Origin of the sequence: Paraburkholderia metrosideri, from assembly GCF_904848625.1 — a bacterium.
Classification (GTDB): Bacteria; Pseudomonadota; Gammaproteobacteria; order Burkholderiales; family Burkholderiaceae; genus Paraburkholderia; species Paraburkholderia metrosideri.
Genome location: NZ_CAJHCP010000011.1, coordinates 135,835 through 162,084, shown reverse-complemented (window position 1 = coordinate 162,084; position 26,250 = coordinate 135,835). Strand labels below are relative to the sequence as shown.

Below are 26,250 nucleotides of genomic sequence, written 5' to 3'. Positions count from 1 at the left end.
CAGATCGACGCGCGGAAATGGCGCGCCGAGGGCAATCAATGGCCCGCGTCGGCGACGCGCGTTTGCACCGCGTCGGCTACGCCGGGTTCGTGTTCGGTAGGCGCCGGTGCGCCCGGCGTGGATACGGTTGCACCGGATATTGTGGCTTCGCGGCCACGCGGCTTGTCTGCGCCGCGTAACGACGCGGTTTCTGTCTTGCTCTCGGCCTTGGCTTCAACGGCCTTGTCGCCCGCGTGAGCGCTTGCCTTGTCCGCCTTGTCAGCTTTGTCGCCTTTCTCAGCTTTGTCCTGCCCGCTATATTCGACATGCGCGGCACGGATGACGGCCAATGGCGCGCCGGTGACAGTCAACGTGGGACGCTCGGCTGCACCGTCCTGGGTGGCGGCGGCACGCGGTTCACCACGCGTTGCGCTACGCTCACCGCGCTCGCTTTTGCGGTCGGGGGTGCGCAAATCCAGCGCTGCCTGCACGCCGGTGACGCCGGGTACGATCTCGGGTTCAGCATTCTTCGCTGCTCGGGCGCTCTTCGAGCGCTTCGGCTTGCCGACCAACGCGGGCGCCGCGGCCATCACGTCGTCGAGTGCCTTCTTCGCGGCGGCCTGCTCCGCCGCGCGGCGGCTTGCGCCCGAACCGGACACTTTCACGTCCAGCTTCGGCACCGTGCATTCGACTTCGAACTGTTGATTGTGCGCCGCACCATGGGTGGCGACCACCGTATAAGTTGGCAGCGCGATCTTGTGCCCTTGCAGATATTCCTGCAGCAAGGTCTTGGCGTCCTTGCCGAGCGTACGCGGGTCGATATGATCGAGAATCGGCACGTAGAGGCGCTTGATGACCGTCTGCGCGGCATCGAAGCCGCCGTCGAGGAACACCGCGCCCAGTACGGCTTCGAGCGTATCGGCGAGGATCGACGGCCGACGGAAACCGCCGCTGCGTAATTCGCCCTCACCCAGCCGCAAGCCTTCGGAAATATTGAGGGCCTGAGCGATTTCGTAAAGCGATTGCTGTTTGACCAGATTGGCACGGACGCGCGACAGGTCGCCTTCATCCAGTTTGCCGAAACGTTGGAACAAAAGCGCAGCCACCGCGCAATTAAGAACGGAATCGCCGAGGAACTCGAGCCGTTCGTTATGCGTGGAACTATGACTGCGGTGCGTTAAAGCCTGGCGCAACAATTCCGCATTGCGAAATTCGTAGCGCAAACGGCTTTCCAACGGAGATAGGGGCATGGGCAGAGTATAACGCGGGCGCCTGATCGGGCGAAAACGCCGGGCGGCTAGCGGAAAAAGCGTAGTGAAACGACGTTACCGCGAATTTTTAAAGTAGCGTGATAACACGCCGCGACTGACGAGACCGATGCTAGGGTCACCGCGCGGCGTGTGATGCAATGAATGCGCGACGACTCAGTGGAATGTGCCGATGCGCTTCAGATCGCTAAAGTTCATCCAGATGAAAAACGCGCGGCCGACGATATTGCGGTCCGGCGCAAAACCCCAGTAACGACTGTCCGCGCTGTTGTCGCGGTTGTCGCCCATCATGAAGTAATTGCCCGGCGGCACTTTGCAGATCACACCGCGTGCGTTGTACGTGCAGTTATCGCGATACGGATAATCTTCGGCGCCCACGATGAATGGCGGCACTGCAGGATTATTCAGAATGGCGTTCTTGCGGCCGTCGAGATCTTCCTCGAACTGCTTCGCATAGCCCATGCGTTCGTCGTCGAGATAATCGGGCAGCGGCGTTTCAGGTACCGGCTTGCCATTGATCGTGAGCTGCTTGTCCTGATACGCGACGACGTCACCCGGCAAACCGATCACGCGCTTGATGTAGTCGACCGATTCGTCTTTCGGGTAACGGAACACCACCACGTCGCCACGTTTGAGCGGGCTGCCTTCGGTGATCTTCGTATTCGTGATCGGCAGACGAATGCCGTATTCGAATTTATTGACGAGGATGAAGTCGCCCACCAGCAGCGTCGGCACCATCGAACCCGACGGAATCTTGAACGGCTCGACCACGAACGAACGCACCCCGAACACCACCAGGATCACCGGGAAAAAGCTCGCCGAATACTCGAGCCACCACGGTTGGCGCAGCTTGTCGTCACGCAGACGAGCCCGCGTTTGCGCTGCGTTTTCGTCGGCGAAACGCTCGCCGATACGTGCTTGCTGACGATCGAACTCGGCGACTGCGGCTTCCGCCGCGCGGCGCCGTTTAGGCAGGAAAACCAGTTTGTCCGCGACCCATGCGACGCCCGTCAAAATGACGAGCACAAAAAGAATCAGCGCAAAATTCATAGGGTTCCGTTATTCAACTTTTATTTGTCTTCGACACGCAGAATTGCGAGGAAAGCTTCTTGCGGAATCTCGACCGAGCCCACCTGCTTCATTCGCTTCTTGCCTGCCTTTTGCTTTTCCAGCAGCTTTTTCTTACGTGAAATATCGCCGCCGTAGCATTTTGCCAGCACGTTCTTACGCAACGCTTTAATGTTCTCGCGCGCGATAATGTTTGCACCGATGGTGGCCTGAATCGCGACGTCGTACATTTGCCGCGGAATCAGTTCGCGCATTTTCGCCGCCACTTCGCGGCCGCGATACTGGCTTTGCGAACGGTGCACGATGACCGACAGCGCGTCGACCTTGTCGCCGTTGATCAGCATGTCGACCTTCACGACATCGGCTGCGCGATATTCCTTGAACTCGTAATCCATCGACGCATAGCCACGCGAGATCGACTTCAGACGATCGAAGAAATCGAGCACGACTTCGCCCATCGGAATTTCGTACGTCAGTTGCACCTGACGGCCGTGATACTGCATGTTGATCTGGTTGCCGCGTTTTTGCGTACACAGCGTGATCACCGAGCCGACATAATCTTGCGGCATGTACAGATTCACGGTGACGATCGGCTCGCGCACTTCTTCAATCTTCGACGGCTCCGGCATCTTGGCCGGATTCTCGACCATCAGGATCGTACCGTCGCGTTGCAGGACTTCGTACACCACGGTCGGCGCCGTGGTGATCAGGTCCATGTCGAACTCGCGTTCGAGACGTTCCTGCACGATCTCCATGTGCAGCAGGCCAAGGAAGCCGCAACGGAAACCAAAGCCGAGCGCTTGCGAAACTTCCGGCTCGTATTGCAGCGATGCGTCGTTCAGCTTCAGCTTTTCCAGCGAGTCACGCAGCGCGTCGTACTGGTTGGCTTCAACTGGATAGAGACCGGCGAACACCTGCGGCTTCACTTCCTTGAAGCCAGGCAGCGGCTCCGTAGCCGGCCGATTGACCAACGTGACGGTGTCGCCCACCTTCGCGGCGGCCAATTCCTTGATGCCGGCGATGATGAAACCCACCTGCCCCGCCGACAACGACTCGAGATTCTTCGACTTTGGCGTGAACACGCCAACGTGCTCGACCGGATACTGAGCACCGGTCGCCATCATGCGGATCTTGTCTTTCGGACGCAGCGTGCCGTTGACGATACGCACGAGCATGACCACGCCGACATAATTGTCGAACCACGAGTCGATGATCAGCGCCTGCAACGGCGCTTCCGGATCGCCCTTCGGCGCCGGCACCTTCGCGATCAGCGCCTCGAGCACGTCTTCAACGCCAAGACCGGTCTTCGCGCTGCAATGTGTTGCGTCGGTGGCGTCGATGCCGATCACGTCTTCGATTTCGGCAATCGCGTTTTCGGGGTTTGCAGCCGGCAGGTCGATCTTGTTGAGCACCGGAATCACGTCGACGCCGAGTTCGATCGCCGTGTAGCAGTTGGCGACGGTTTGCGCCTCCACACCCTGACTCGCGTCGACGACCAGCAGCGCGCCTTCGCACGCGGACAGCGAGCGGCTGACTTCGTACGAGAAGTCGACGTGGCCCGGCGTGTCGATCATGTTCAGGTTGTAGACCTGCCCGTCACGGGCGCGATACGTCAATGCGGCGGTTTGTGCCTTGATGGTGATGCCGCGCTCGCGCTCGAGATCCATCGAGTCGAGCACCTGGGCTTCCATCTCGCGGTCGGACAAGCCACCGCAAATCTGGATGATGCGATCGGCGAGCGTCGACTTGCCATGGTCGATGTGCGCGATGATCGAGAAGTTACGAATATGATCCATTCAGTGCCGATCAAGCAAAAAAGGCGCGCTCGGACAATAGCGGAGCACGCCTTGTAAGTAGGTGAAAAACCTATCTATTTTAGCCGAAAAGGCCATCGCCCGGCGCATCTTGCGAAGACCGGGCGGAAAAGACGGCTCAGGAGAGGCGTGAAACCTGGTAAGAACGGCCGCGCTTGGGGGCCATCTGAAGCCCTGAGCAATCTCAGGGAGCCGCTGCAACTCGCGCGGCCAGTGCGCTGCGAACCCGCGCGACGTCGAGATGATAGTGACACAGTTCGACGCCATCGCAGACCAGAACCGGCACCAGTTCGTTGTAACGGGCTTCCAGCAATGGATCTGCGTCGACGTCGACCATTATCACCTGTGCGCCGAATTCGACCAGTAACGGTTCGAGCGCGGCGCGCATGTCTTCGCAGAGGTGGCACCACGCGCGCCGATAGAGCGTGAGCGGTGCCGTTTCTATCATTTCTGCGCGCTACGCGGACGGATTGGCACAAACTGCGTGTTATCGCCACGACGAACCAGCAGCGCAACCATCTTCTGCGGATCGAGATGCGAACTCAGCTCGTCGAACTGTTTCGCGCTCGTGATGTCCGTATCGCCCACTCGAAGAATGATGTCGCCCTTTTGCAGCCCGACGCGTGCTGCCTGACCGTCTGCTGCATCAATCTGCACGCCATTGTGGAGCTTCAGTGCTTTCATCTGATCGGCCGGGATGTCGCTGACCGCCACACCCAGCACGTTCGTCGCACGCTGCTTCGGTGCCTGCGGCTTCTGCTGATCTGCCTTGGCCGTCTTGTCCGGTTGCATTTCGGCGATCGTTACCGGCAAGTCGCGCGTCTGACCTTTACGCCAGATCGTGATCGTCGATTTCGTGCCCGGCTTCGTATCGCCGACCATGCGCGGCAGGTCCGTCGCCGTATCGACCGAATGGCCGTTGAACTTCAGGATGATGTCGCCGGGTTGCACGCCGGCCTTGTCCGCCGGCCCGCCCGGTTCGACGCTGCTGACCAGCGCGCCCTGCGCCTTCGGCAGACCGAGCGAATCGGCCACGTCTTTCGTGACTTCGCCGATCGCTACCGCGATGCGGCCACGCACGACCTTGCCCGAACTCTTCAGCTGATCGGCCACGCGCATAGCTTCGTCGATTGGAATCGCGAACGAAATGCCCATGAAACCGCCGGTCCGGCTGTAGATCTGCGAGTTGATGCCGATCACTTCACCCTGCATGTTAATCAGCGGACCGCCTGAATTGCCCGGATTAACCGCCACGTCAGTCTGAATAAACGGCAGATAGTCGCCCGTATCGCGCCCCTTCGCGCTGACGATACCGGCCGTCACCGTGTTCTCAAGCCCGAACGGCGAACCGATCGCGACGACCCACTCGCCGACGCGAACCTTATTGGAATCGCCAATCGTGATGGTCGGCAGATTGGCCGCGCTGATCTTCACCACGGCAACGTCAGTGCGGTCGTCCACGCCGATCAGCTTCGCCTTGAACTCGCGCTTGTCGGTCAGCGTGACGTAGATCGTGTCGGCGTCATCGACAACGTGTGCGTTGGTCATCACGTAACCGTCCGCCGACAGGATGAAGCCGGAGCCGACGCCACTGTTCTGTTCAGGATCACTGTTGTCCGGCGCGTCCTGGCTGCCGCCACTGCCGCCGTTGTCGCCATTGTCCCCGCCATGCGGCGCGCCGGGAGATTGCGGCGACTGCGGCAACGGAATGCCGAAGAAACGCCGGAAAAACTCGGACATATCGCCGTCGTCCATGCCCGGCGGCAAGCCGCCACGGGTCGTGCCGCTCGACACACGGGTGGTCGTGCGAATGTTGACGACGGCGGGGCCGACCTTGTCGACGAGGTCAGTGAAGTCAGGCAGGTTGGCAGCGGAAGCCGCCGACGCCGTATGCGGCACGAGCGGCAAACACGCCGCTACCATGGCGGTCGCGAGGAATTTGCGCACCGAGAAAGTCGTCATATCGTAGCGAGCCGAGGGATTCAGGATTCGGAGGGGTTACTTCGGAGCTTTGTATTCTATGGCAGACGCAAATTGCTGCAATGTGCTCTGGGGCACTTCACCCAGCAGAGTAATCCAGAAGTCGCCTTGACGCTTGACCAGCACGTGCGTGGCACCGCTGCTGCCCGCGCCTTCCTTGCGCGAATTGTTTTCGACCGGCTCGACGAATACAGAAATCGCCGCGAGACCGTCAGAAAATACCGCCTGGTCCACCGGAATGGTCGGCTGCCCGGCTTCCCGTGCGGCCATTGGACGGCGCAACTGACGAATCATGTGAAAGCCCGGAACCGTGGGATTGATCTGCCACCCTTGTGCGGCCATGTCGACCGGCTCGATTGGGGGGCGCACCACGGTCCACCCTGCTGTATTACGAATACCGTTGACGATACCTGCCTTGTCGACCGGCACGCCAATGCGGATTTGCGAAAACGATAATTGTTCGAGCACTTGCCCGTCGGTGTCGAGGGTCTGCGAGCGTAGCAGCAGGCCAGTCTTCTTGTCTGCCCAAAGCTTATGAGCAAAACGATAACCGTCTTTCGGATCGAGCTCGATCACCTGACTGTCGACGCCCGCCACGCGGTCGTCACCCAGCAGTTTGGGCTCGTAGACAGAAAGAACCTGTTCGCCGCTGACCGCCAGCAGTGCCGGGAACGAATCTTTGTTCTGACGCTTCTCGACGACAAGTAAATGCCGCTCTGGCACGAAGGTGTAGAGATCGTCGTTATGGCGCAGCATTTTGCGCGGCTTCCCGTCGAGACTTTCGAGCTGCTCGAATTCGCCGTCGGAATGCGTCGTGTAGTGCGCGATCCGCGACGTCTGGACGAAATTACCGCGTTGATAGACGAACGCGCCCTCGTAGTTTTGCTGCTGCGCGGCCTGATGAATCCGATCTAGCAAATCAGCGGCCGTACGGCGGGCGACGAGAGGATCGTCGGTTTGTGCAAAGACCCGCGGTGTTGCGGACAACAATACGGCTGCGCAGAACAGAAATGCCGGCAGCCGCCCCCAAATAGTCGTTTTATTCAACCGCGGAGTCTGCATCAAACTATTGGCCTTGCGTAGAAACAGAGGCAGCGCGAATCATCGGCATCGAGCCCGGCATGACCGGCTGTTGCGCGAATTGCTGGTGAGCTTCCAGATATTGATCAAGACTCGCATCACGAATGATATTGGCGTCTTGTGCGACCGGCTGGACAGCCGCCGTGGGCACCATTGCCACACGTTGCACAGAATCGCCGTGCGACTGGATCGAAGCGATCTGCGAGCCCGGTACTCCCGGCACGCCTTGCAGTTGCGGCACGACGATCCACGTCAATGTGGCGGCGGCAGCGGCAACTGCAAACGCCGGCACGACGCGGCGGCGCAGCGCCAACAACCGGCCAGCAACCGGCATGGCGGCGGGCGCCAGCACATGCGGCTCGCTCTCGAGACGGGCGGCAAAACCCGTCAGGAATGCGTTGCTCGCCTCGGTCCTGATTGCCAGATCGTCGGAACGCAATGCGTCGCCGATTAGGTGATAGGCCGACCAGGCGGTGCGATCTTCGCCGTCCAGCTCGGAAATAAACTTGTCCAGATTCAGATGCTCTTCGCCGAACAATTCACCGTCGACAAAAGCGGACAGACGCTCGCCGCGCGAGCTGACTTGCGATTGCATCGAGACCGACCCCATGATGCTCCCCATCTTACGAATACCCCGTAGTGACACCACTAATCCAGATATTGCACCCGCGCCCCGTCTGGCCGGCTGGCGGTTACCAGCGCTTGCCCTCAGGTGTGTCAAGCAACGGACGCAATTTTGCCGCAATGGCTTCGCGAGCGCGGAAAATTCGTGATCTGACTGTGCCAATTGGGCAACCCATCATTTCGGCGATTTCCTCGTAGCTCAAACCCTCAATTTCACGAAGAGTAATGGCGGTGCGCAATTCTTCCGGTAAAACCGCCATCGCAGCATTGACCGTCTCAGCGATCTGCTTGCTCATCAACATCGACTCAGGCGTGTTGATATCCCTTAGTTGGTCGGCGTCCGAGAAAGTTTCAGCTTCTTCAGCATCTGCTTCGGTCGAGGTCGGCGCGCGACGCCCCTGGGTTGCAAGGTAATTCTTTGCCGTGTTGACCGCAATCCGGTACAACCACGTATAAAATGCCGATTCCCCGCGAAACTGCGGTAACGCACGGTACGCCTTGATAAAGGCGTCTTGCGCGACGTCTTCCACTTCCGCTGGATCGCGAACGAGACGCGAGATCAGCCGGAGAATCTTGCGGTGGTATTTGGAGACCAGAAGCTCGAACGCGGCCTTGTCACCTTTCTGAACGCGTTCGACCAGCACCTGGTCAATTTCTTTTTCGCTCACCTGATAAATCCGTTAACTATAGGCCGCATGGCGGGGGACCATTGTAGCGTCCCCATCATTTGGGCACGTTACTCCGGTAACAGCGGTTACAGTCGTTACAGTCAGGCGCCTGCGCCGCGACGGCCCAGCACCGAAAGCTCCCGGAACACGCTAGCCGGCAACGCGTCAGCGGTGAGTAGCAGCGAGCGCTTCCGACCATCTTCCTGCACTAAAGCCAGAATCAGCAGACGGTTGCTCCACTGGGCACAGCCCGCAATACGGCCCTGTATCCGCAATGCGCCCGCCCGATCCCACGCGGTCAATCCTTCCCGGCCTATTTTCAACGCGACGGGCTGCGCGCGCTCATGGCGTGTCGCGCAAAGCGTGAGCAACGCCGCCACGGCGAGCGTCGGAGGAACGGCCGGCCACGCGCCCAGGCGCGACGCGAGGACGGCGTAGACGGCCCACATCGCAGTCAAAACGAATACGCCCAATGCGGCGCGCATGGCAAAAGAGCGGCGCAGCGCGATCCGCTGCGCCGCTCCTTCGAACGATGCCGATTCGGGGGAAAGCGCCGGCAAAGCCGGCGCCGTCGGCTGACGTGTCACCCAGTGGCAGGCGATCAGGCGCGCTTGAACACCAGGGTGCCGTTCGTGCCGCCGAACCCGAACGAGTTCTTCAGCGCGACGTCGATCTTCATCTCCCGCGCGGTGTTCGCGCAGTAATCGAGATCGCAGGCCGGATCCTGATTGAAGATGTTGATGGTCGGCGGCGACACCTGATTGTGCACGGCCAGCACGGTGAATACCGACTCCAGCCCACCAGCGCCGCCCAGCAGGTGACCGGTCATCGACTTGGTCGAATTCACGACCATGTCTTTGGCGTGATCGCCGAACGCACGCTTGATGCCGGTCGTTTCAGCCAAGTCGCCGAGCGGAGTGGACGTGCCATGCGCGTTCAGGTAGTTCACCTGATCCGCATTGATGCCCGCGTTTTTCAACGCAGCCAGCATGCAGCGGCGCGCACCGTCGCCGTCTTCCAACGGCGCGGTCATGTGATAGGCGTCGCCGCTCATCCCATAGCCGCTGACTTCGGCGTAAATCTTCGCGCCACGTGCCTTCGCGTGCTCGTACTCTTCGAGCACCATGACGCCTGCGCCCTCGCCCAGCACGAAACCGTCGCGGTCCTTGTCCCACGGACGGCTCGCAGTGGCCGGATCGTCATTGCGTTGCGACAGCGCGCGCGCCGCCGCAAAGCCGCCAATGCCGAGAGGCGACACGGTGGATTCCGCACCGCCGGCGATCATCACGTCGGCGTCACCATATTCAATCAGGCGCGAAGCCTCGCCGATGCAATGCAGACCCGTGGTACATGCAGTCACGATGGCGAGATTCGGACCCTTGATGCCAAACTTGATGGACAGGTGGCCGGAGATCATGTTGATGATCGATGCCGGCACGAAGAACGGCGAAATACGGCGCGGGCCGCGGTTGAGCAGTTCGGTTTGCGTCACTTCGATCATTGGCAGGCCGCCAATGCCCGAACCGACGATCACGCCGATACGCTCCGAATTCTCGTCGGTGACTTCAAGGCCGCTGTCCTGCATCGCCTGGATGCCTGCAGCCACGCCGTAATGGATGAACGTATCCATATGGCGCGCTTCCTTACCGGGGATGTAGTCCTCGATATTGAAGCCCTTCACCTCGCCGGCGAAACGAGTCGAGAAGTTCGACGCATCGAACTTCGTGATATTGGCAATACCCGACTTGCCGGCGACCAGATTGGCCCAGCCGTCGGCAACATTATTGCCAACAGGCGAAATCAGCCCCAGGCCTGTAACAACAACACGACGGCGGCTCACGGTAACCCCTTTTTCATAGATGACAAAAGCAAAAGCCACAGCGGCCACAGGAATTTGCCCTGTATGCCCTGTGGCTGTTAAGTCGGCAATCGCGCGAAAAGTTGCGCTGTCAACATCGCAGGCTCCTGCACGGCAAAAAGCGCCAACCCTGCTGGCGTCGGCAAGCGACACGGCAGGGCGTCATACGCCAACAACGCAGAAACGCGGGTGCGAATGACCTTAGGCCTTGACGTTCGCGCGAGCGTAGTCGATCGCTTGCTGAACGGTGGTGATCTTCTCGGCTTCTTCATCCGGAATTTCCATGCCGAATTCGTCTTCGAGGGCCATCACGAGCTCAACGGTGTCGAGCGAGTCGGCGCCGAGGTCGTTCACGAACGAAGCTTCGTTCTTGATCTCAGCTTCTGCAACGCCCAGTTGTTCTGCGACGATCTTCTTGACGCGCTGTTCGATATTGTCCATTAACCCCTCCAAGGGAAAAGAAGTTCAAAAATACAGGTGCGCGCATTTTATCAGGTTTGACCCGGCAAAAAAGCGGCGCATCGGGTTCCTGTCAAGGCATGCGCCTTACGCTTTTGCAAACGCATCAAGGCGCGGATAGTAACCGAAATTGGTTACTACATGTACATTCCGCCGTTCACATGCAGCGTAGTGCCGGTGATATAGCCCGCTTGCGGCGATGCGAGGAATGCGACGGCGTGCGCGATATCGTCCGGGCTGCCGAGGCGGCCCAGCGGAATCTGCGTCTTCAAAGCGGTTTGTTGCTCTTCCGGCAGGCCTTTGGTCATGTCGGTATCGATAAAGCCCGGCGCGACGCAATTCACGGTGATGCCACGGCTGCCAATCTCGCGAGCCAGCGCGCGCGTCATACCTGCAACGCCCGCTTTGGCCGCAGCGTAGTTGATCTGACCAGGGTTGCCGGACGAGCCGACCACCGACGTGATGTTGATGATGCGGCCGCCCTTCGCCTTCATCATCGGACGAAGCACGGCGCGCGACAGACGGAACACCGAGCGCAGGTTGGTGTCGATCACCGCGTCCCAGTCGTCGTCCTTCATGCGCATGGCGAGCTGATCCTGCGTGATCCCAGCGTTGTTCACCAGCACGTTCAGCGCGCCAAATTCCTTAACTGTGCCGTCGATCAGCGCGTCTACCGCCGCTGCCTCGTTCACGTTGAGCACCGCGCCGCGACCATTCACGCCGGCTGCGCTAAATGCTTCGGTGATGGCGGCCGCGCCGCTTTCGCTGGTCGCCGTGCCGATCACCGTCGCGCCCTGGCGCGCCAATTCCATCGCGATCGCACGGCCAATGCCGCGCGATGCGCCGGTCACGATTGCGATCTGCTTGTCGAGAGTCTTTTCCATCTGTCAGTCCGAGTGCCCCTTCGGAGGGCTGATTGATTCCTGATGCCGCACGGGATGTCGCTTCACAACGCCAGTCACCTGGCGCCGTCAGCGATCCGGTCTTCAGCCTGCGGTCACGAGCTTGAGCGTTTCTTCGAGCGAAGCCGGATCGAATACCGACGCACCGACCAGATTGCCGTCGATCCGCTTGGTCAAACCCGCAAGGACCTTGCCCGGGCCGCACTCGATCACATGCGTCACGCCCTGTCCTGCCATTACCTGAACGCTTTCGACCCAGCGCACCGCACCGGCCGCCTGGCGCACCAGCGCGTCCTTGATACCGGCCGGTTCGTTGACGATCGCGACGTCGACGTTATTGATGACGGGAATAGCCGGCACCTGCACATTGACGTTCGCCAGATACTCGCGCAGTTGATCCGATGCCGGCTTGAGCAGCGACGAGTGGAACGGTGCCGATACCGGCAACGGCAGCGCGCGCTTGGCGCCCTTTGCCTTGGCGACTTCACACGCCTTTTCAACCGCGGCCTTGTGACCCGCGATCACAACTTGCGCCGGCGCATTGAAATTCACTGCTTCGACAACACCCGCCACCGACGCCTCGGCGCACACTGCGCGCACGGTATCGTCGTCGAGACCGAGAATCGCAGCCATGCCGCCCTCGCCAACCGGCACTGCCGTTTGCATTGCCTGTGCGCGAAAACGCACCAGCGGCACAGCGTCGCGGAACGCCAGCGCACCAGCCGCGACCAACGCGGTGTACTCGCCCAGGCTATGGCCCGCAACGATCGCCGGCTTCGGGCCGCCAGCCTTCTCCCACGCGCGATAAATCGCGTAAGCGGCGGTCAGCATGACGGGCTGGGTGTTGGTTGTGAGATTCAGATCTTCGGCCGGACCTTCGGCGATCAGTTTGCCGAGGTCCTGATTGAGCGCGTCGGACGCTTCCTGAACCGTCTCGCGCACGATCGCGTGATCGGCGAATGCGTTGAGCATGCCGACCGACTGCGAACCCTGCCCAGGAAAAACGAACGCAAATTTCATATCGTCCCCAAATCGAATTAGTCAGATGTGGTGCTGCACGGCGCGAACTCACGCCGGAGCGCAGGCGCTGCAAAGAGCGCCCGCCAATGCGTCGCCGCTATCAGAAGCGGATAACCGACGCGCCCCACGTGAAGCCGCCGCCGACGCCTTCGATCAGCACGTTCTGGCCGCGCTTGATGCGGCCGTCGCGCACCGCGACGTCAAATGCGAGCGGAATGGACGCAGCCGACGTATTGCCGTGCTCGCCCACTGTGACGACCATGCGTTCCTGCGGCAAGCCGAGCTTGCGGCAAGTGCTTTGCATGATGCGGATATTGGCTTGATGCGGAATCAGCCAGTCGATCTGCTCCGCAGTCAGATTGGCCTTCTCCAGCGCCTCGACGGCGACTTTTTCGAGCACGTTGACGGCGAGCTTGAACACCGCCTGACCGTCCATATGCAGAAACGCGCTGCCGGCGACCACGCCGCCGTTCACGTTACCCGGCGTGCAGAGAATGTTTGAATGGCTGCCGTCGGCGTGCAATGCGCTGGCCAGTACGCCCGGTTCCTCGGACGCTTGCAGGATCACCGCGCCAGCGCCATCGCCAAACAGCACACAGGTGGTGCGGTCGTTGAAGTCGAGAATGCGCGAGAAGGTTTCCGCGCCGATCACGAGCGCCGTGCGATGCTGGCCGCTGCGAATGAAGCTGTCCGCCGTCGCCACCGCGTACGCAAACCCCGAACAGACGGCTTGTACGTCGAAGGCGGCGCCGTGGTTCTTGATGCCCAGCTTGTTCTGCAACAGACACGCCGTGCTCGGGAACACGAAGTCCGGTGTGGAAGTGGCGACGATGATCAGATCGATGGATTGCGGATCGATGTCCGCTGCTTCGATCGCCCGCTGCGACGCGATCAGAGCGAGGTCGCTCGTCGTGACATCGGGGTCGGCGAAGTGGCGCGAATGGATACCGGTGCGGGCAACGATCCATTCGTCGCTCGTCTCGACGCCTTGCCTGGCGAGACGTTCAGCCAGATCCTGATTGGTGACGCGATTGGGCGGCAGATAACTGCCGGTGCCCAGCACGCGGGAATAAATTGTGGATTGAGCCATTATGCCTTCGAGGATTGCGCAGCGTAGGGCTCGGCAGGCTGGCCGGCAATCGGGCTTGCGTTGCCCGCGCCGCTTGCGTTGCGCGCGGCCTGTTCGAGAGAACCCGCGTTCTCTTCCATTGCACGCGCAAGGCGCTCCAGCACGCCGTTTTTGACGGCATCATACCCGCGTTTGATAGCCCACTCAAACCCGTAGGCATCAGCGGAGCCGTGGCTTTTGATCACCAGTCCACGCAGACCGAGCAGCGCGGCGCCGTTGTATTGCCGATGATCGACGCGTTTCTTGAAGCGCATCAATACAGGCAATGCGAGCACCGCCATCACCTTGGTGAGCCACGACCGGCCGAACTCTTCCTTGATGATGTTGGACAGCATCTGCGCAAGACCTTCCGACGTCTTCAGCGCGACGTTGCCGACAAAACCATCGCAGACGATGACGTCGACCGTACCTTTGAAGATGTCATTACCTTCAACGTTGCCGTGAAAGTTAAGTGTACTCGCGCGCAGCAGTTCGCCGGCACGTTTGATGGTGTCGTTACCCTTGATGACTTCTTCGCCGATGTTGAGCAGCCCGATGGTGGGCCGCTCTTTGCCTTCGATCGCGGACACGAGCGCATGCCCCATCTCGGCGAACTGCAGCAGATGCTGCGGCTCGCAGTCGACGTTGGCGCCCAGGTCGAGCATCGTGGTATAGCCAATGGGATTGGGCATGGCGAACGCGATGGCCGGGCGTTCAATGCCCGACAGCGTTTTCAGCACATAACGTGAGACCGCCATCAGCGCGCCGGTATTGCCGGCGGAAATGCAGGCTTCAGCCTCGCCTTCCTTGACGCGGTTCAGCGCCACGCGCATGGACGAATCTTTTTTCTTGCGCAGCGCGACCTCGACCGGATCGTCCATGGCGACGATCTCGGAAGCGGGTACGACGGTCAGCGCTGGCAGGTCCTGCGCCTTTAACTTCTTTAACTGCGCACGAATCGCACTTTCAATGCCGACGAGCAGCAATTGTGCGTCGGGATGCGAACGCACGAAGTTAACGGCTGCGGGAACGGTCACGGACGGGCCGTGGTCGCCTCCCATGCAATCTATCGTGAGCTTTACTGTCATGGAGTGCGACGAATTTCAGGCGCCCTGAATGGGATCGCGACGAACGCCAAAGCGCCAATTGCGATCGACACAAAAAAGCGGCAATTGAATGCCGCCTTTTTGCCGAGCCGGGAAAATGTCAAGCGAGCCGATCGCCACGCGAAACGCCAAAGGGCGCAACGCAGTGAAACGATTAGTCGTTCTTCGTCTTGACGACTTTCTTACCGCGATAGTAGCCGTTCGGGCTAACGTGGTGACGCAGATGCACTTCACCCGTGCTCGGCTCCACGGCCAGCGGCGCTGCCGTCAGGAAATCGTGCGAACGGTGCATGCCGCGCTTGGACGGCGACTTCTTGTTTTGCTGAACTGCCATGACTAACTCCTAAAAATTTTCCGAATTCTAACACAGCCCGATACGGTGTCCGCCATAGGCCGAATGGCCAATGCGCCCGCCTCGCGCTTCCCTGCAACTGTTCAATGCTTCTTGTCGCCCGGTTCACCGCGCTTGAGACTTTCGAGCGCCGCGAACGGATTGGGCCGTTTGGGCTCATCACCCTCATCAGCTTCGTCCAGCGCGGCTTCGTCACCCTCACCTTCCGCACCGGCCACACCAGAGACCAGGCTCTCGTGCACTTCGGGGCAGACCTCGTGTTTTGGCACGAGTGGCAAGGAAAGCAGCAACTCTTCTTCGATCAAGTCGATGAGATCGAACTGGCGCGAGCCCACGATCACTTCGACTTCATCCTCGTCGAGCGGAAACTCTTCGGCTTCCGCCTCAGTGTTGACGACCCGGTAGGTTGCATCGACGTTGAACGGCTGCGAATACGGCGTCATACACCGTTGACATTCGAGCCATGCCGCGCCGTGAATCGCCAATCTCAAATAAGGCTGGGGACCCTCGGTGCCGTCATCCTGCAATTCCGGTTGCGTCGCTCCTTCGGCTTGCCAGGTGAACGCGGTATCGCGCTCTGGCGCTTCTGCCGGGACTTCGTTTAACATGCGCGGCAGTTGCGAGACGCGCACGACACCCGCGGCCTGACGTCCACTCCGCGCAAATTCGAACAGATCGATTTCATGCGGGTCGGACAGACCAGCAGGGTTGCCAGGATGTTGAGTCATGTGCGCTCCTGCGTCGGCGAGAATTTCGCCGGGGCTAAACCGCGATAAGCCGCGAGGTAAAACCGGTTTGCCAGCTTCTGCGCAAAGTCGCGGCAGTGGGTTCCTCAAGCCTTAACAAAGCCTGATTGAACACGCCAAGACCCGCCTAAACGCAAGCATACCGATGAAAAGCCCAAAATCATATCCGTTTTGTCTTTTCGAGTCAAACACTTAAGCCCGTACGCGTGTGCATTCCGCACACGCCCGTATGCCCCGTCTTTCTAGCCGTTGGTTGATCATGCCAGATTCCCCCAATCGCCCGCCGCGCCTGATTCTGGCGTCGAGTTCACCGTATCGCCGCGAGTTGCTCGAACGCCTGCGCGTCCCGTTCGACGTCGTCGTTCCCGCGATCGACGAGACACCGCAAGCCGGCGAAACGCCGGAAGCGACAGCATTGCGGCTTGCCGAAGCCAAAGCGCGCAAAGTAGCGAGCGAACTCGGTGCAAATCAAGCCGCGCTCGTGATCGGCTCTGATCAGGTCGCTACTTATGACGGCCTGCAGATCGGCAAACCGGGCACGCACGAAAACGCACTCGCCCAGTTGCAGGCAATGCGTGGCCGCGAAGTGCTATTTCATAGTGCGCTATGCCTGTTCGATAGCGCATCGAACCTCGCGCAAACCGCCGACGTGATTACCCGCGTACGATTCCGCCACCTGCCGGACGCTGCGCTGGAGGCGTATCTTCAGGCCGAAACGCCTTACGACGTCGCGGGCAGCGCGAAATCCGAGGGTCTCGGCATCGTATTGCTAGAGGCCATCCACTCCGACGATCCCACCGCGCTCGTCGGTTTACCGCTGATCGCACTGTCGAGCATGCTGCTCGCAGCCGGCTATCCACTTCTGGGGGCGCAATGAGCGGCACGTTATATTTAATTCCAAACACGCTTGGCGACGGCGACAGCGATGCACTCGACGCCGTTCTGCCCGCGCCGGTACGCGCATGCGCGGCATCACTTCACTATTACATAGGCGAAAACGCGAAAACCACCCGAGCATTCCTGAAAAAAGTTGGCACAGAGCGGCCAATTCAGGAAATCGAAATTCGCGAACTGAACGTCAACACGCCAGCGGGAGAGGTCGACAGGTTGTTGGCGCCCGTTCTAGCCGGCACCGACGCCGGCCTCGTTTCCGAAGCCGGCTGCCCGGCGGTCGCGGACCCGGGCGCGTTGCTGGTACGTCGCGCGCACGAGCGCGGCGTGAAGGTGGTGCCGTTTGTCGGACCTAGTTCGATTTTGCTCGCACTGATGGCTTCCGGGCTCAACGGGCAGAGTTTCGCGTTTCACGGCTACCTGCCGGTCGATGCGACCGAACGCGCGAAGCGTCTGCGCGACCTGGAGCAACAATCGCGCAAAAGCAGGCAAACGCAGATTTTCATCGAAACCCCCTATCGGAATCGCGCGCTGCTCGACACGCTACTCGCGACGTGCGCGCCGTCCACGCTGGTGTGTGTCGCAGTCGATTTAACGCTCGAAAGCGAAACTATCGCTAGCCGCACTGTGACCGACTGGAAGAAGAAACCTGCGATTGATCTGCATAAACGACCAGCCATTTTTCTGATCCTGGCAGTTTGATCGGCCCAGCATCCGGCACGAACGACGCAGAATCGAAGCAGAATCGAAGCAGATAGCAAAAAGCCCCGCGCAACCAGCAACAGTTGCGCGGGGCTTTTCAATAACAGGCAATCAATGCAGGCTCAGCTTCCCGCCCAGTGCCATGGCATGAACTGCGCCATTACCCACGGCCGCGCCAAACTTCCGCGCCACGCGGTCGGTGATGCTCTCTTTCACCGTGTAGTCGACGATATCGGGCGCCTTGAAAAGTTCACGCGCCACATAATCGGCGTCGCCAAAACCATCGGCCAGACCTAACTCCACGCTCTTTTGCCCGGTCCAGAAGAGACCGGAGAACATGTCGGGTGTTTCGTGCAAGCGCTTGCCGCGACCCTGGCGCACCGCGTCGATAAACTGCGCATGAATCTGGTCCAGCATATCTTGTGCATGTGCATCCATCTTCGGCGTTTCTGGCGAGAACGGATCGAAAAAGCCCTTGTTCTCACCCGACGTATGCAGGCGACGCTCGACGCCCAGCTTATCCATCAGACCCGTAAAGCCAAAGCTGTCCATCAACACGCCAATCGATCCGACGATGCTCGCCTTGTCGACGTAAATCTTGTCGGCCGCGGCGGCGGCGTAGTAGCCACCCGATGCGCACATATCACCAACCACCACGTAAAGCGGAATTGACGGGTATTTGGCCCGCAATCGCCGAATTTCGCTATAGATGATGCCTGCTTGCACCGGGCTACCACCTGGACTATTACAGCTCAGGATTACGCCGGCGGTGCCTGCGTCATCAAATGCACTTTGCAGCGCTGTGTTGATATCTTCAGCGTTTGCGTTCGTATCGGCGGAGATTTCGCCGTCAAGTGACACCATCGCCGTATGACGACCGGTGGCAGCCACCCTGTCGCCGGAGAATGCAATTCCACCCCATACGGCCAACACCAGCACAATCAGAAACACAAACCGGAAGAAAATCTTCCAGCGACGCGCAGCACGTTGCTCATTGATTGCCGCCATTGCAATGCGCTCGAGCGCGGCCCGTTCCCAGCCGGGTTCGTCGGCGGGCGTGCGGGAGCGACCTGTTGGGGACAGATCTTTTGGATCGGGAGTCAGGTTGTCGGACATGCGGAGCAGTGGAAGATCGTAAAGGGGAAATTCAGGACGCGGCGGGACGCAATTCGCCGTCGGGCAACCAGAAAACGGCGCGACCCTCCGGTGTATCCCGCTCCTCGACGAGGACCGGGCGCAACTTCCCGCCACGGCACGGACCACCAACGCATTTGCCGGTATCAGGCGCGTAAATCGCGCCATGAGTCGCGCACATCAAGTATAAGCCTGACGATTCGAAGAACTGCCCTTCCGCCCAGTCGAGTTCCATGGGCACGTGGGCGCAGCGGTTCAGATAGCCATACGCGCGACCATCATAGCGAACAAAAAACACTACGGCGTCGCCGCCGCCGAACCTGGCCTGGCGCCGCACTCCTGCTCCGCCGTCGACCAGTTCGTCCGCCGCGCAGATACGCACGGCATCCGCTTCGTTCGCCGGGGTGCTCATGCGTTTTCCCGCAACCAACCGGACAGATCACTCACGCTCGACGCGACGAATTTCGGCGACATCGCGTTCAACGAGTTAGCCGGATGGGCGCCATACGTCACACCAATGCCCGCCACGCCTGCGTTGATTGCCATTTGCAGATCGTGCGTCGTGTCGCCCACCATCACCGTGCGCGCGGGATCCTGCCCCAGTTCGCGCGTCAACTCGTGCAACATGGCCGGATGAGGCTTCGAGAACGTTTCGTCGGCACAACGCGTGCCGTCGAACAGGCTGGTCAAACGTGACTGGTCGAGCGCGCGGTTCAGGCCGACCCGGCTTTTGCCGGTCGCCACAGCCAGCAGATACCCCTGATCGCGCAACGCCTGCAGCATCTCCCGCACGCCGGCAAACAGCTCCGTGGTCTGATCTTTCACCAGATAGTGGAAACGATAACGTTCGGCCAAACGCGGATATTCGGACGGATCAAGCGTTGGAGCGGCGATCTGCAGCGCTTCGCGCAAGCCGAGGCCGATCACATAACTTGCGGCTTCGTGAGCGGGCACCGGCAAGCCGAGGTCGCGGCACGCCGCCTGAATGCTGCGCGCGATGTGCGCGGTCGAATCCATCAGCGTTCCGTCCCAATCGAATACGATCAGATCAAATTGCTCTCTAGCCATGCGATGTCGTCTCCGGGTTTGACCCATTTCGTAATTCGTTGAGCTGCGCGACGAAGCTGCGGCATTCAGCCGGCAGCGGCGCCTCGAACTGGAGCGGCGCGCCGGTGGCCGGGTGCGCGAGCTTCAGCCGGTAAGCGTGCAGGAACATGCGTTTCAGGCCCGGCCGGGCATTGGTACGAGCCAGTTCCTTGTTCAGCGCGAAGTCGCCGTATTTTGCATCGCCGACGATCGGCAACTCCAGATGCTGCAAATGAACGCGAATCTGATGCGTGCGGCCGGTCTTGAGTTCCGCTTCCAGCAACGCGTACTCAGGCCAGCGGTCGATCAGATTAAATACGGTGTGGGACGCCAGACCGTCCGGCTGCACGCGAACCCGCCGCTCGCCGTCCGCGGTCAGATACTTGTGCAGCGGCGCCTTGACCGCACGCCGACGGCCCCAATCGGCTGCCCACTCGCCATGAACGCACGCATAGTAGCGCTTGTCCATTTGGTTCTCGCGGATCTGCTCGTGCAGGTTGACCAGCGCCGTTCGCTTCTTGGCCAGCATCAGGATGCCGGACGTTTCGCGATCCAGCCGATGCACCAACTCAAGAAATTTTGCCTGCGGCCGCGCTTCGCGCATTTGTTCGATCACGCCGAATGCGACCCCGCTGCCCCCGTGCACCGCCACGCCGGCCGGTTTGTCGATGACGAGCATGTGGTCATCTTCAAAAATGATCTTGAAGTCGGCGCTCGGCACATGGGCATGCGCGGCAGATTCACTGGGCTGCGCGACGCGAATGGGCGGCACACGCACCAGATCGCCTAGCTCCAGGCGATACTGCGCATCGATCCGCCCCTTATTCACGCGGACCTCTCCACTACGCAAAATGCGATAAATATGGCTTTTGGGCACGCCTTTACAGACGCGCAAAAGGAAGTTGTCGATGCGCTGTCCGGCCGCGCTGTCGTCGATCTCGATGATGGAGACCTGGTCGCTTGCGACCGATTTCTGGGATATTTTGCCTAACTCTTTCATTCTGAATATAATTTGCCCAGCAGTCTGCGGCGGCCGGCGCAGTGACCGGATTTCGGGCAGGCTGCGCAGGTGCAAGCGATAAACCGTTATTTTACTTGCGCCGGGGTCTGGTTGCTCACCCTCAAATGAGATGCAACAAGTTGCACGCACGAAGTCAGTGCCCGGCAGGGACGGCGCCCACAGGCGCGTTCGGTCAAGGTCAGCTTCGACGGTAACGGAATTTTGGTCAAAAAGAATTTAACTTTCAGCTTCGGTATCCGGCGGTATGACGCCAAGTTGTAGAAGCTGCAAGTTGCGAAAATACGGCGTGCGCCCGAGGCGTCTTGTAGAAAGTACAAGACATGGCGACGTCAAAATGAGGCGAGACACCCCCAGCAGGAAAAGACGCGCCGCCTGCGCGAACTTCCCGCTGCGGCATGACCGCAGCCTCCGACCCTCCGGTCACGCGCCCAGTTGGCGCACCGGCGCGAGTGGACGAAGGCTTATGAAGGTCTGCTGGCAGAACCCGCGGCGTGTCGGGTCATTATTTGAAGCCGTGTTCGCATGTGCCCTGCGGCACCGCGCCCATTTTTTAATGGGGCGGGCCCTCTCAGGCAATTCTCCCGCCATTTTTCCCGCTCCAGCGTGCTTGTGAAAACACAATAAGGCGCGGCATGCCGCTGCCCTCATGGCTCTCGCGACTGACAACCGCGCAGCCGGAGGCAGGCTAAGCCGCTCTGGAGCCGTTCAATGAAACGAATGTTGTTCAACGCGACGCAGCAGGAAGAACTGCGCGTCGCCATCGTCGATGGGCAAAAACTCATCGATATCGACATCGAAACCGCCGGTCGCGAACAGCGCAAAGGCAATATTTACAAAGGCATCATTACCCGCATCGAGCCGTCGCTCGAAGCGTGTTTCGTCAACTACGGCGAAGACCGTCATGGTTTTCTCCCGTTCAAGGAAGTCGCCCGCCAGTATTTCCGTGACGGCGTCGACATGCGTTCCGCCCGTATCCAGGACGCCCTGAAAGAAGGTCAGGAACTGATCGTCCAGGTCGAAAAGGAAGAACGCGGCAACAAGGGCGCGGCTCTCACCACGTTCATCTCGCTGGCCGGCCGGTATCTGGTTCTGATGCCGAATAACCCGCGTGGCGGCGGCGTGTCGCGCCGTATTGAAGGCGACGACCGTCAGGAACTGCGCGAAACCATGGCGCAGCTGCAATTGCCGGAAGGCATGAGCATCATCGCGCGCACGGCCGGCATTGGCCGCAGCGCCGAAGAGCTGCAGTGGGACCTGAACTACCTGATGCAACTGTGGCGCGCCATTGAAGCCGCGTCGCAGAGCGGTTCGAACGGTCAGCCGATGCTGATTTATCTCGAATCGAGCCTCGTGATTCGCGCGATCCGCGACTATTTCCAGCCGGATATCGGCGAAATCCTGATCGACACCACTGAAATCCATGACCAGGCCCGTGCCTTCATGGATATCGTGATGCCGGACAATGTCAGCAAGGTGAAGCGGTATCACGACGACGTGCCGCTTTTCTCGCGCTTCCAGATCGAACACCAGATCGAAACGGCGTATTCGCGCACGGTGCCGCTGCCCTCGGGCGGCGCGATCGTGATCGACCACACCGAAGCACTGGTCGCGATCGACGTGAACTCGGCCCGCGCCACCAAGGGCGCCGACATCGAGGAAACGGCTGCACGCACCAACCTCGAAGCCGCCGACGAAGTGGCCCGCCAGTTGCGTTTGCGCGACCTGGGCGGCCTGATCGTGATCGACTTCATCGACATGGAATCGGCCAAGAGCCAGCGTGAAGTCGAGCAACGCCTGAAAGACGCGCTCAAGCACGACCGTGCACGCGTCCAGATGGGCAAGATCTCGCGTTTCGGCCTGATGGAACTGTCGCGTCAACGTCTGCGTCCGGCGCTGTCGGAAGGCAGCCACGTGACCTGCCCGCGCTGTAACGGCACGGGTCATATCCGCGATACCGAATCGTCCGCGCTGCAAGTGCTGCGGATCATTCAGGAAGAAGCGATGAAGGAAAACACCGCGGCAATTCATTGCCAGGTGCCGGTCGAAGTAACCGCCTTCCTGTTGAACGAAAAGCGCGCCGAAATCAACAAGATCGAGTCGCGTTTCAAGGTCAATGTCGTCCTGATTCCGAACAAGCATCTCGACACGCCGCATTACAAGCTCGAACGCCTGCGTCACGACGATGCACGCCTCGACGATCCGCGCGCTTCGTGGAAGATGGCTGAAGAAGCGGCGCGCGAACTGGAATCGGAAACCGGTTACAGCAAGCGCACCGAAGAAGTGAAGCCGAAGCAGGAAGCGGCAGTCAAGGGCATCACGCCCGAGAAGCCGGCTCCGAGCGCGCCGGTTCGTCCCGCAGTAACGCCGGCACCGGTCGCAGTGGCCCCCGCTACGGGCGGCTTCATCGGCTGGTTGAAGAATCTGTTTGGCGTGCAGTCGGCCGCTCCGGCACCCGTTGCACCGGCTACGACCGACAAGCAGGCACGTCCGCAGCGCGGCGAGCGCACGGAGCGCGGTGAGCGCGGCGGCGATCGCAACCGCAATCGCCGTAGCGGCGCAGCGGGCCGCGATGCGGCAGGCCGCACCGAAGGTACGACGGGTGGTCGTCCGGCTCAAGGTCAACAACCGTCGCAGCGGCGCGAAGAGCGCGAACCGCGTGAAGGTCGTGAGACCCGCGAAGGCCGTGAACCGCGCGAAGCACGCGAGCCGCGTGGCAATCGTGAGCCGCGTGAAGCACGTGAGCCGCGCGAGCAACGCGAACCGCGTGAGGTCCGCGAAGGCCGCGAACCGCGCGAGGCTCGTGAGCCGCGTGAGGGTCGTGAAAATCGCGATCGCGACAACCGTGGTGGCGATCGTGCGGAAACCGTCGAAGGCGCACCGCGTGCCGAGCGCGGTGAACGTCAGGAACGCGGCGAGCGCCGTGACCGTGGCGAGCGTGCTGAACGTGGCGAACGCCGCAAGCCGCAAGCGGAGACCACTGACGCGCTGACGCAAACCGACGCGCAAGCAGCGGACGAACTGGCGCGCAACCAGGCCGCAGTTGGCGAAAACGGTGCCCCGCTCGATCAGGAAGCCGTGGCGCGTGAGGGTGAAGAGCGTCGTCGTCGTCGCCGTGGCCGTCGTGGTGGCCGTCGTGAGCGCGAAGAGGACGTGAACGGCAACCTCGCAGCGGACGTTGCGGAAGCCGAAGGCGACTCGTCTAACGTCAACGACGAAGCACCGGTGCGCACGGCTCATCAGCCGGTCGAGCACAAGGCCGAGGTCGTCGGGTCGAACGAAAAAGCGCACGAAGCCACGCCGGTCGAAGTGGTGGTTGCCGCTGTCGCGACCGAAACCGCTGTCGTGACCGAATTGCACGCCGCGACCGAAACGCCGGCTCTGGCTGTCGAGAAGGCTGCGAAGTCGGAAACGGTTGTGCCGGTCGAGCAAGCTCCGGCTGCTCCGGTTGTGGCTGAACCCGTAGCGGTTGAGCCGGTGGCGCAAGCCGCCGCGCCGGTCGAAACGGCGCAGGCCGCACCGGCCGCGAGCGAAACGGTTTCGCCTGTTGAACCGGTCGCACATGTCGAAGCGCCGGTTCAGGCACCGGTCGAAATCGAAGCGCCTGTCGCGGCTCCGGCTGTCGAGGTGCAAGCCGAATCGGCTCCCGCAGTTGAAGCGCAACCCGCACCGGCTCCGGCTGACGTGGTCGAAGTACCGGCGGTTGCGCCCGCACCGCAAGCTGAAATCGTCGAACCGCAGCCGGTCGTCGCTGCAGAACCTGTCGCGGCGGTCGCAGTTGCCCCGGCAGCAGAACCGGCGGTGGTCGAGCCGGCCCCTGTCGCCGCTGTGTCACAGACAGCGCAGGCGCCCCGTGGCGCTGGCGTGTCGGCAGACGCCCTGAAGCCCGTGCTCGAACAAGCCGGCCTCGTCTGGGTGAATACCGACACCGACAAGCTGCGTGCTGCGCAGGAAGCGGCTGCACAGACCGCCAAGCCGGCCCGTGTGGTTCGTGAGCGCAAGCCGTTGCCGGCGCTCGATAGCGCGCCGATGCAACAAGTGGAAACGGGCAAGCATCCACAGTAAGCTGCCCTCGCCTCCAACAAGAAGCCCGCCCTCACCGGCGGGCTTTTTGCTTTTTTGGGCAGGAATCGAAGATACGAGTACGCCGTGACATGCCGATCCCCGTATACCCGACGCGTCCCAGAGGCGGCCTGCCATCGGATGCATTTCCGATAGAATGAATAATTGGCTGTCTATTCAAGCGCGCAGAGCAAGTACCAAACGAAGCCATTCATGTCCCGACGCATCATCCCAGTTGCCGATTTCAGTGCGGCGCCGATTGTCTCCGGCCGAATGCAGGCGCCCAGCGGCGTACTGCACGACACGCTGTCGCGTCCGCTGCGGGATCTGCGCATTTCGGTAACCGACCGCTGCAATTTTCGCTGCGTGTATTGCATGCCGCGCGCGGTGTTCGACAAGGACTACGCGTTCCTGCCGCACAGCGCGCTGCTGAGTTTCGAGGAAATCGAACGACTGGCTCGGCTCTTCGTCGCGCATGGCGTCGAGAAAATCCGGCTGACGGGTGGCGAACCGCTGCTGCGCAAGAATCTCGAATTTCTGATCGAACGGCTCGCGCAACTGACCACCCCAACCGGTCGCCCTCTCGATCTGACATTGACCACCAACGGCTCGCTGCTGGAGCGCAAGGCGCGCAGCCTGAGAGACGCCGGCTTGACCCGCGTCACGGTGAGTCTCGACGCGCTCGACGACACCCTGTTTCGCCGGATGAACGACGCCGACTTCTCCGTCGCCGACGTGGTGAACGGCATCGCGGCAGCACAGGCGGCGGGACTCGCGCCCGTCAAGGTCAACATGGTGGTGAAACACGGCACCAACGACGGCGAAATCGTCCCGATGGCACGCCATTTCAAAGGCTCGGGCGCGGTGCTGCGCTTTATCGAATATATGGACGTGGGCACGTCGAACGGCTGGAACATGACGGAAGTGTTGCCGTCTGCCGACGTCATCACCCGCATTGCCGAGCATTTCCCGCTTGCCCCGCTCGAAGCGCACAGTCCCGCCGAAACCGCCCAGCGCTGGGGTTACGTGGACGGCAGCGGCGAGATCGGCGTGATTTCGAGCGTCACGCGCGCGTTTTGCGGCGACTGCACGCGGGCTCGCCTGTCGACCGAAGGAAAGCTGTATTTGTGCCTGTTTGCGTCGTCCGGACACGATTTGCGCGCGTTACTGCGCAGCAGCGCAAGCGACGCCGAGATCGCCACCGCCGTCGCGGAAATCTGGCAAGGCCGCAGCGACCGCTATTCGCAATTGCGCGGCAGCCAGGCGGCCGAAGCGCGCGAAAAGTCGGGACGCCGGGTCGAAATGTCGTATATCGGCGGCTGATC

25 protein-coding genes are annotated in these 26,250 nt (G+C 60.9%); 4 read left to right on the top strand and 21 right to left on the bottom strand.

Features of this window, described 5'->3' with window-relative positions:
* Positions 1-35: 35 nt before the first annotated feature.
* From rnc to LMG28727_RS24330, 17 genes are all read right to left on the bottom strand, one after another.
* Positions 36-1,229 (bottom strand): ribonuclease III, encoded by a 1,194-nt coding sequence (rnc, locus tag LMG28727_RS24410; protein WP_201644880.1) that lies wholly within the window; start codon positions 1,227-1,229, stop codon positions 36-38.
* A 174-nt stretch (positions 1,230-1,403) separates the two neighbouring features.
* A complete protein-coding gene (lepB, locus tag LMG28727_RS24405) occupies positions 1,404-2,297 on the bottom strand; it encodes a signal peptidase I (RefSeq protein ID WP_201644879.1) in 894 nt (297 codons plus the stop codon).
* A 20-nt stretch (positions 2,298-2,317) separates the two neighbouring features.
* Positions 2,318-4,111, bottom strand: a complete 1,794-nt coding sequence (lepA, locus tag LMG28727_RS24400; RefSeq protein WP_201644878.1) for a translation elongation factor 4 — start codon at positions 4,109-4,111, stop codon at positions 2,318-2,320.
* 202 nt (positions 4,112-4,313) lie between these two features.
* The gene (locus LMG28727_RS24395) at positions 4,314-4,577 is read right to left on the bottom strand and encodes a glutaredoxin family protein (RefSeq protein WP_201644877.1); all 264 of its coding nucleotides are present in this window, start codon (positions 4,575-4,577) and stop codon (positions 4,314-4,316) included.
* Positions 4,574-6,091: a DegQ family serine endoprotease gene (locus tag LMG28727_RS24390; protein ID WP_201644876.1), complete on the bottom strand. Its 1,518-nt coding sequence runs from the start codon at positions 6,089-6,091 to the stop codon at positions 4,574-4,576. The genes LMG28727_RS24395 and LMG28727_RS24390 overlap by 4 nt, the downstream gene beginning before the upstream one ends.
* A 36-nt stretch (positions 6,092-6,127) precedes the next feature.
* The gene (locus LMG28727_RS24385; RefSeq protein WP_201644875.1) at positions 6,128-7,171 is read right to left on the bottom strand and encodes a MucB/RseB C-terminal domain-containing protein; all 1,044 of its coding nucleotides are present in this window, start codon (positions 7,169-7,171) and stop codon (positions 6,128-6,130) included.
* A 4-nt stretch (positions 7,172-7,175) separates the two neighbouring features.
* On the bottom strand, positions 7,176-7,799 hold the full coding sequence (locus LMG28727_RS24380; RefSeq protein WP_201644874.1) for a sigma-E factor negative regulatory protein: 624 nt from the start codon (positions 7,797-7,799) through the stop codon (positions 7,176-7,178).
* An 82-nt stretch (positions 7,800-7,881) separates the two neighbouring features.
* Complete coding sequence (gene rpoE / locus LMG28727_RS24375; RefSeq protein WP_006051939.1) at positions 7,882-8,481, bottom strand: RNA polymerase sigma factor RpoE; 600 nt, start codon at positions 8,479-8,481, stop codon at positions 7,882-7,884.
* 101 nt (positions 8,482-8,582) lie between these two features.
* The gene (locus LMG28727_RS24370) at positions 8,583-9,041 is read right to left on the bottom strand and encodes a protein YgfX (protein WP_328811232.1); all 459 of its coding nucleotides are present in this window, start codon (positions 9,039-9,041) and stop codon (positions 8,583-8,585) included.
* A 41-nt stretch (positions 9,042-9,082) separates the two neighbouring features.
* Complete coding sequence (gene fabF, locus LMG28727_RS24365) at positions 9,083-10,321, bottom strand: beta-ketoacyl-ACP synthase II (RefSeq protein ID WP_074766510.1); 1,239 nt, start codon at positions 10,319-10,321, stop codon at positions 9,083-9,085.
* 219 nt (positions 10,322-10,540) lie between these two features.
* Positions 10,541-10,780 carry an acyl carrier protein gene (gene acpP / locus LMG28727_RS24360; RefSeq protein WP_004197638.1) on the bottom strand — a complete coding sequence of 80 codons (240 nt, stop codon included), beginning with the start codon at positions 10,778-10,780 and terminating at the stop codon, positions 10,541-10,543.
* Positions 10,781-10,935: 155 nt separating this feature from the next.
* The gene (gene fabG, locus LMG28727_RS24355) at positions 10,936-11,682 is read right to left on the bottom strand and encodes a 3-oxoacyl-ACP reductase FabG (protein WP_201644873.1); all 747 of its coding nucleotides are present in this window, start codon (positions 11,680-11,682) and stop codon (positions 10,936-10,938) included.
* A gap of 102 nt (positions 11,683-11,784) precedes the next feature.
* Positions 11,785-12,720 carry an ACP S-malonyltransferase gene (gene fabD, locus LMG28727_RS24350; protein ID WP_201644872.1) on the bottom strand — a complete coding sequence of 312 codons (936 nt, stop codon included), beginning with the start codon at positions 12,718-12,720 and terminating at the stop codon, positions 11,785-11,787.
* Between the two features lie 100 nt (positions 12,721-12,820).
* Positions 12,821-13,810: a beta-ketoacyl-ACP synthase III gene (locus tag LMG28727_RS24345; RefSeq protein ID WP_201644871.1), complete on the bottom strand. Its 990-nt coding sequence runs from the start codon at positions 13,808-13,810 to the stop codon at positions 12,821-12,823.
* The gene (plsX, locus tag LMG28727_RS24340; protein ID WP_201644870.1) at positions 13,810-14,916 is read right to left on the bottom strand and encodes a phosphate acyltransferase PlsX; all 1,107 of its coding nucleotides are present in this window, start codon (positions 14,914-14,916) and stop codon (positions 13,810-13,812) included. Before plsX ends, LMG28727_RS24345 begins: the two co-directional genes overlap by 1 nt.
* A gap of 172 nt (positions 14,917-15,088) precedes the next feature.
* Entirely contained in the window at positions 15,089-15,268 is a 180-nt protein-coding gene (gene rpmF, locus LMG28727_RS24335) for a 50S ribosomal protein L32 (protein ID WP_006051932.1), read from the bottom strand.
* A gap of 101 nt (positions 15,269-15,369) precedes the next feature.
* On the bottom strand, positions 15,370-16,014 hold the full coding sequence (locus LMG28727_RS24330) for a DUF177 domain-containing protein (RefSeq protein WP_201644869.1): 645 nt from the start codon (positions 16,012-16,014) through the stop codon (positions 15,370-15,372).
* Positions 16,015-16,291: 277 nt separating this feature from the next.
* On the opposite strand from LMG28727_RS24330, the gene LMG28727_RS24325 reads away from it, so the two are divergent.
* Positions 16,292-16,909, top strand: coding sequence for a Maf-like protein (locus LMG28727_RS24325; RefSeq protein WP_201644868.1), 618 nt, complete (start codon positions 16,292-16,294; stop codon positions 16,907-16,909).
* Positions 16,906-17,625, top strand: a complete 720-nt coding sequence (locus LMG28727_RS24320; RefSeq protein ID WP_201644867.1) for an SAM-dependent methyltransferase — start codon at positions 16,906-16,908, stop codon at positions 17,623-17,625. Before LMG28727_RS24325 ends, LMG28727_RS24320 begins: the two co-directional genes overlap by 4 nt.
* 111 nt (positions 17,626-17,736) lie before the next feature.
* Here LMG28727_RS24320 and LMG28727_RS24315 read toward each other — a convergent pair whose 3' ends face one another.
* From LMG28727_RS24315 to LMG28727_RS24300, 4 genes are read right to left on the bottom strand one after another with little or no spacing between them, the layout of a single operon-like run.
* Positions 17,737-18,741 (bottom strand): S49 family peptidase, encoded by a 1,005-nt coding sequence (locus LMG28727_RS24315; protein WP_201644866.1) that lies wholly within the window; start codon positions 18,739-18,741, stop codon positions 17,737-17,739.
* Between the two features lie 31 nt (positions 18,742-18,772).
* On the bottom strand, positions 18,773-19,171 hold the full coding sequence (locus tag LMG28727_RS24310) for a Rieske (2Fe-2S) protein (RefSeq protein ID WP_201644865.1): 399 nt from the start codon (positions 19,169-19,171) through the stop codon (positions 18,773-18,775).
* Positions 19,168-19,827, bottom strand: a complete 660-nt coding sequence (locus LMG28727_RS24305) for an HAD-IIIA family hydrolase (protein ID WP_201644864.1) — start codon at positions 19,825-19,827, stop codon at positions 19,168-19,170. The genes LMG28727_RS24310 and LMG28727_RS24305 overlap by 4 nt, the downstream gene beginning before the upstream one ends.
* Positions 19,820-20,845 carry an RluA family pseudouridine synthase gene (locus LMG28727_RS24300; RefSeq protein ID WP_201644973.1) on the bottom strand — a complete coding sequence of 342 codons (1,026 nt, stop codon included), beginning with the start codon at positions 20,843-20,845 and terminating at the stop codon, positions 19,820-19,822. The genes LMG28727_RS24305 and LMG28727_RS24300 overlap by 8 nt, the downstream gene beginning before the upstream one ends.
* A gap of 729 nt (positions 20,846-21,574) precedes the next feature.
* Here LMG28727_RS24300 and LMG28727_RS24295 point away from each other — a divergent pair.
* Together LMG28727_RS24295 and moaA are read left to right on the top strand one after the other, a co-directional pair.
* A complete protein-coding gene (locus LMG28727_RS24295) occupies positions 21,575-24,928 on the top strand; it encodes an Rne/Rng family ribonuclease (RefSeq protein WP_201644863.1) in 3,354 nt (1,117 codons plus the stop codon).
* 210 nt (positions 24,929-25,138) lie between these two features.
* A complete protein-coding gene (moaA, locus tag LMG28727_RS24290; RefSeq protein WP_201644862.1) occupies positions 25,139-26,248 on the top strand; it encodes a GTP 3',8-cyclase MoaA in 1,110 nt (369 codons plus the stop codon).
* Positions 26,249-26,250 lie beyond the last annotated feature (2 nt).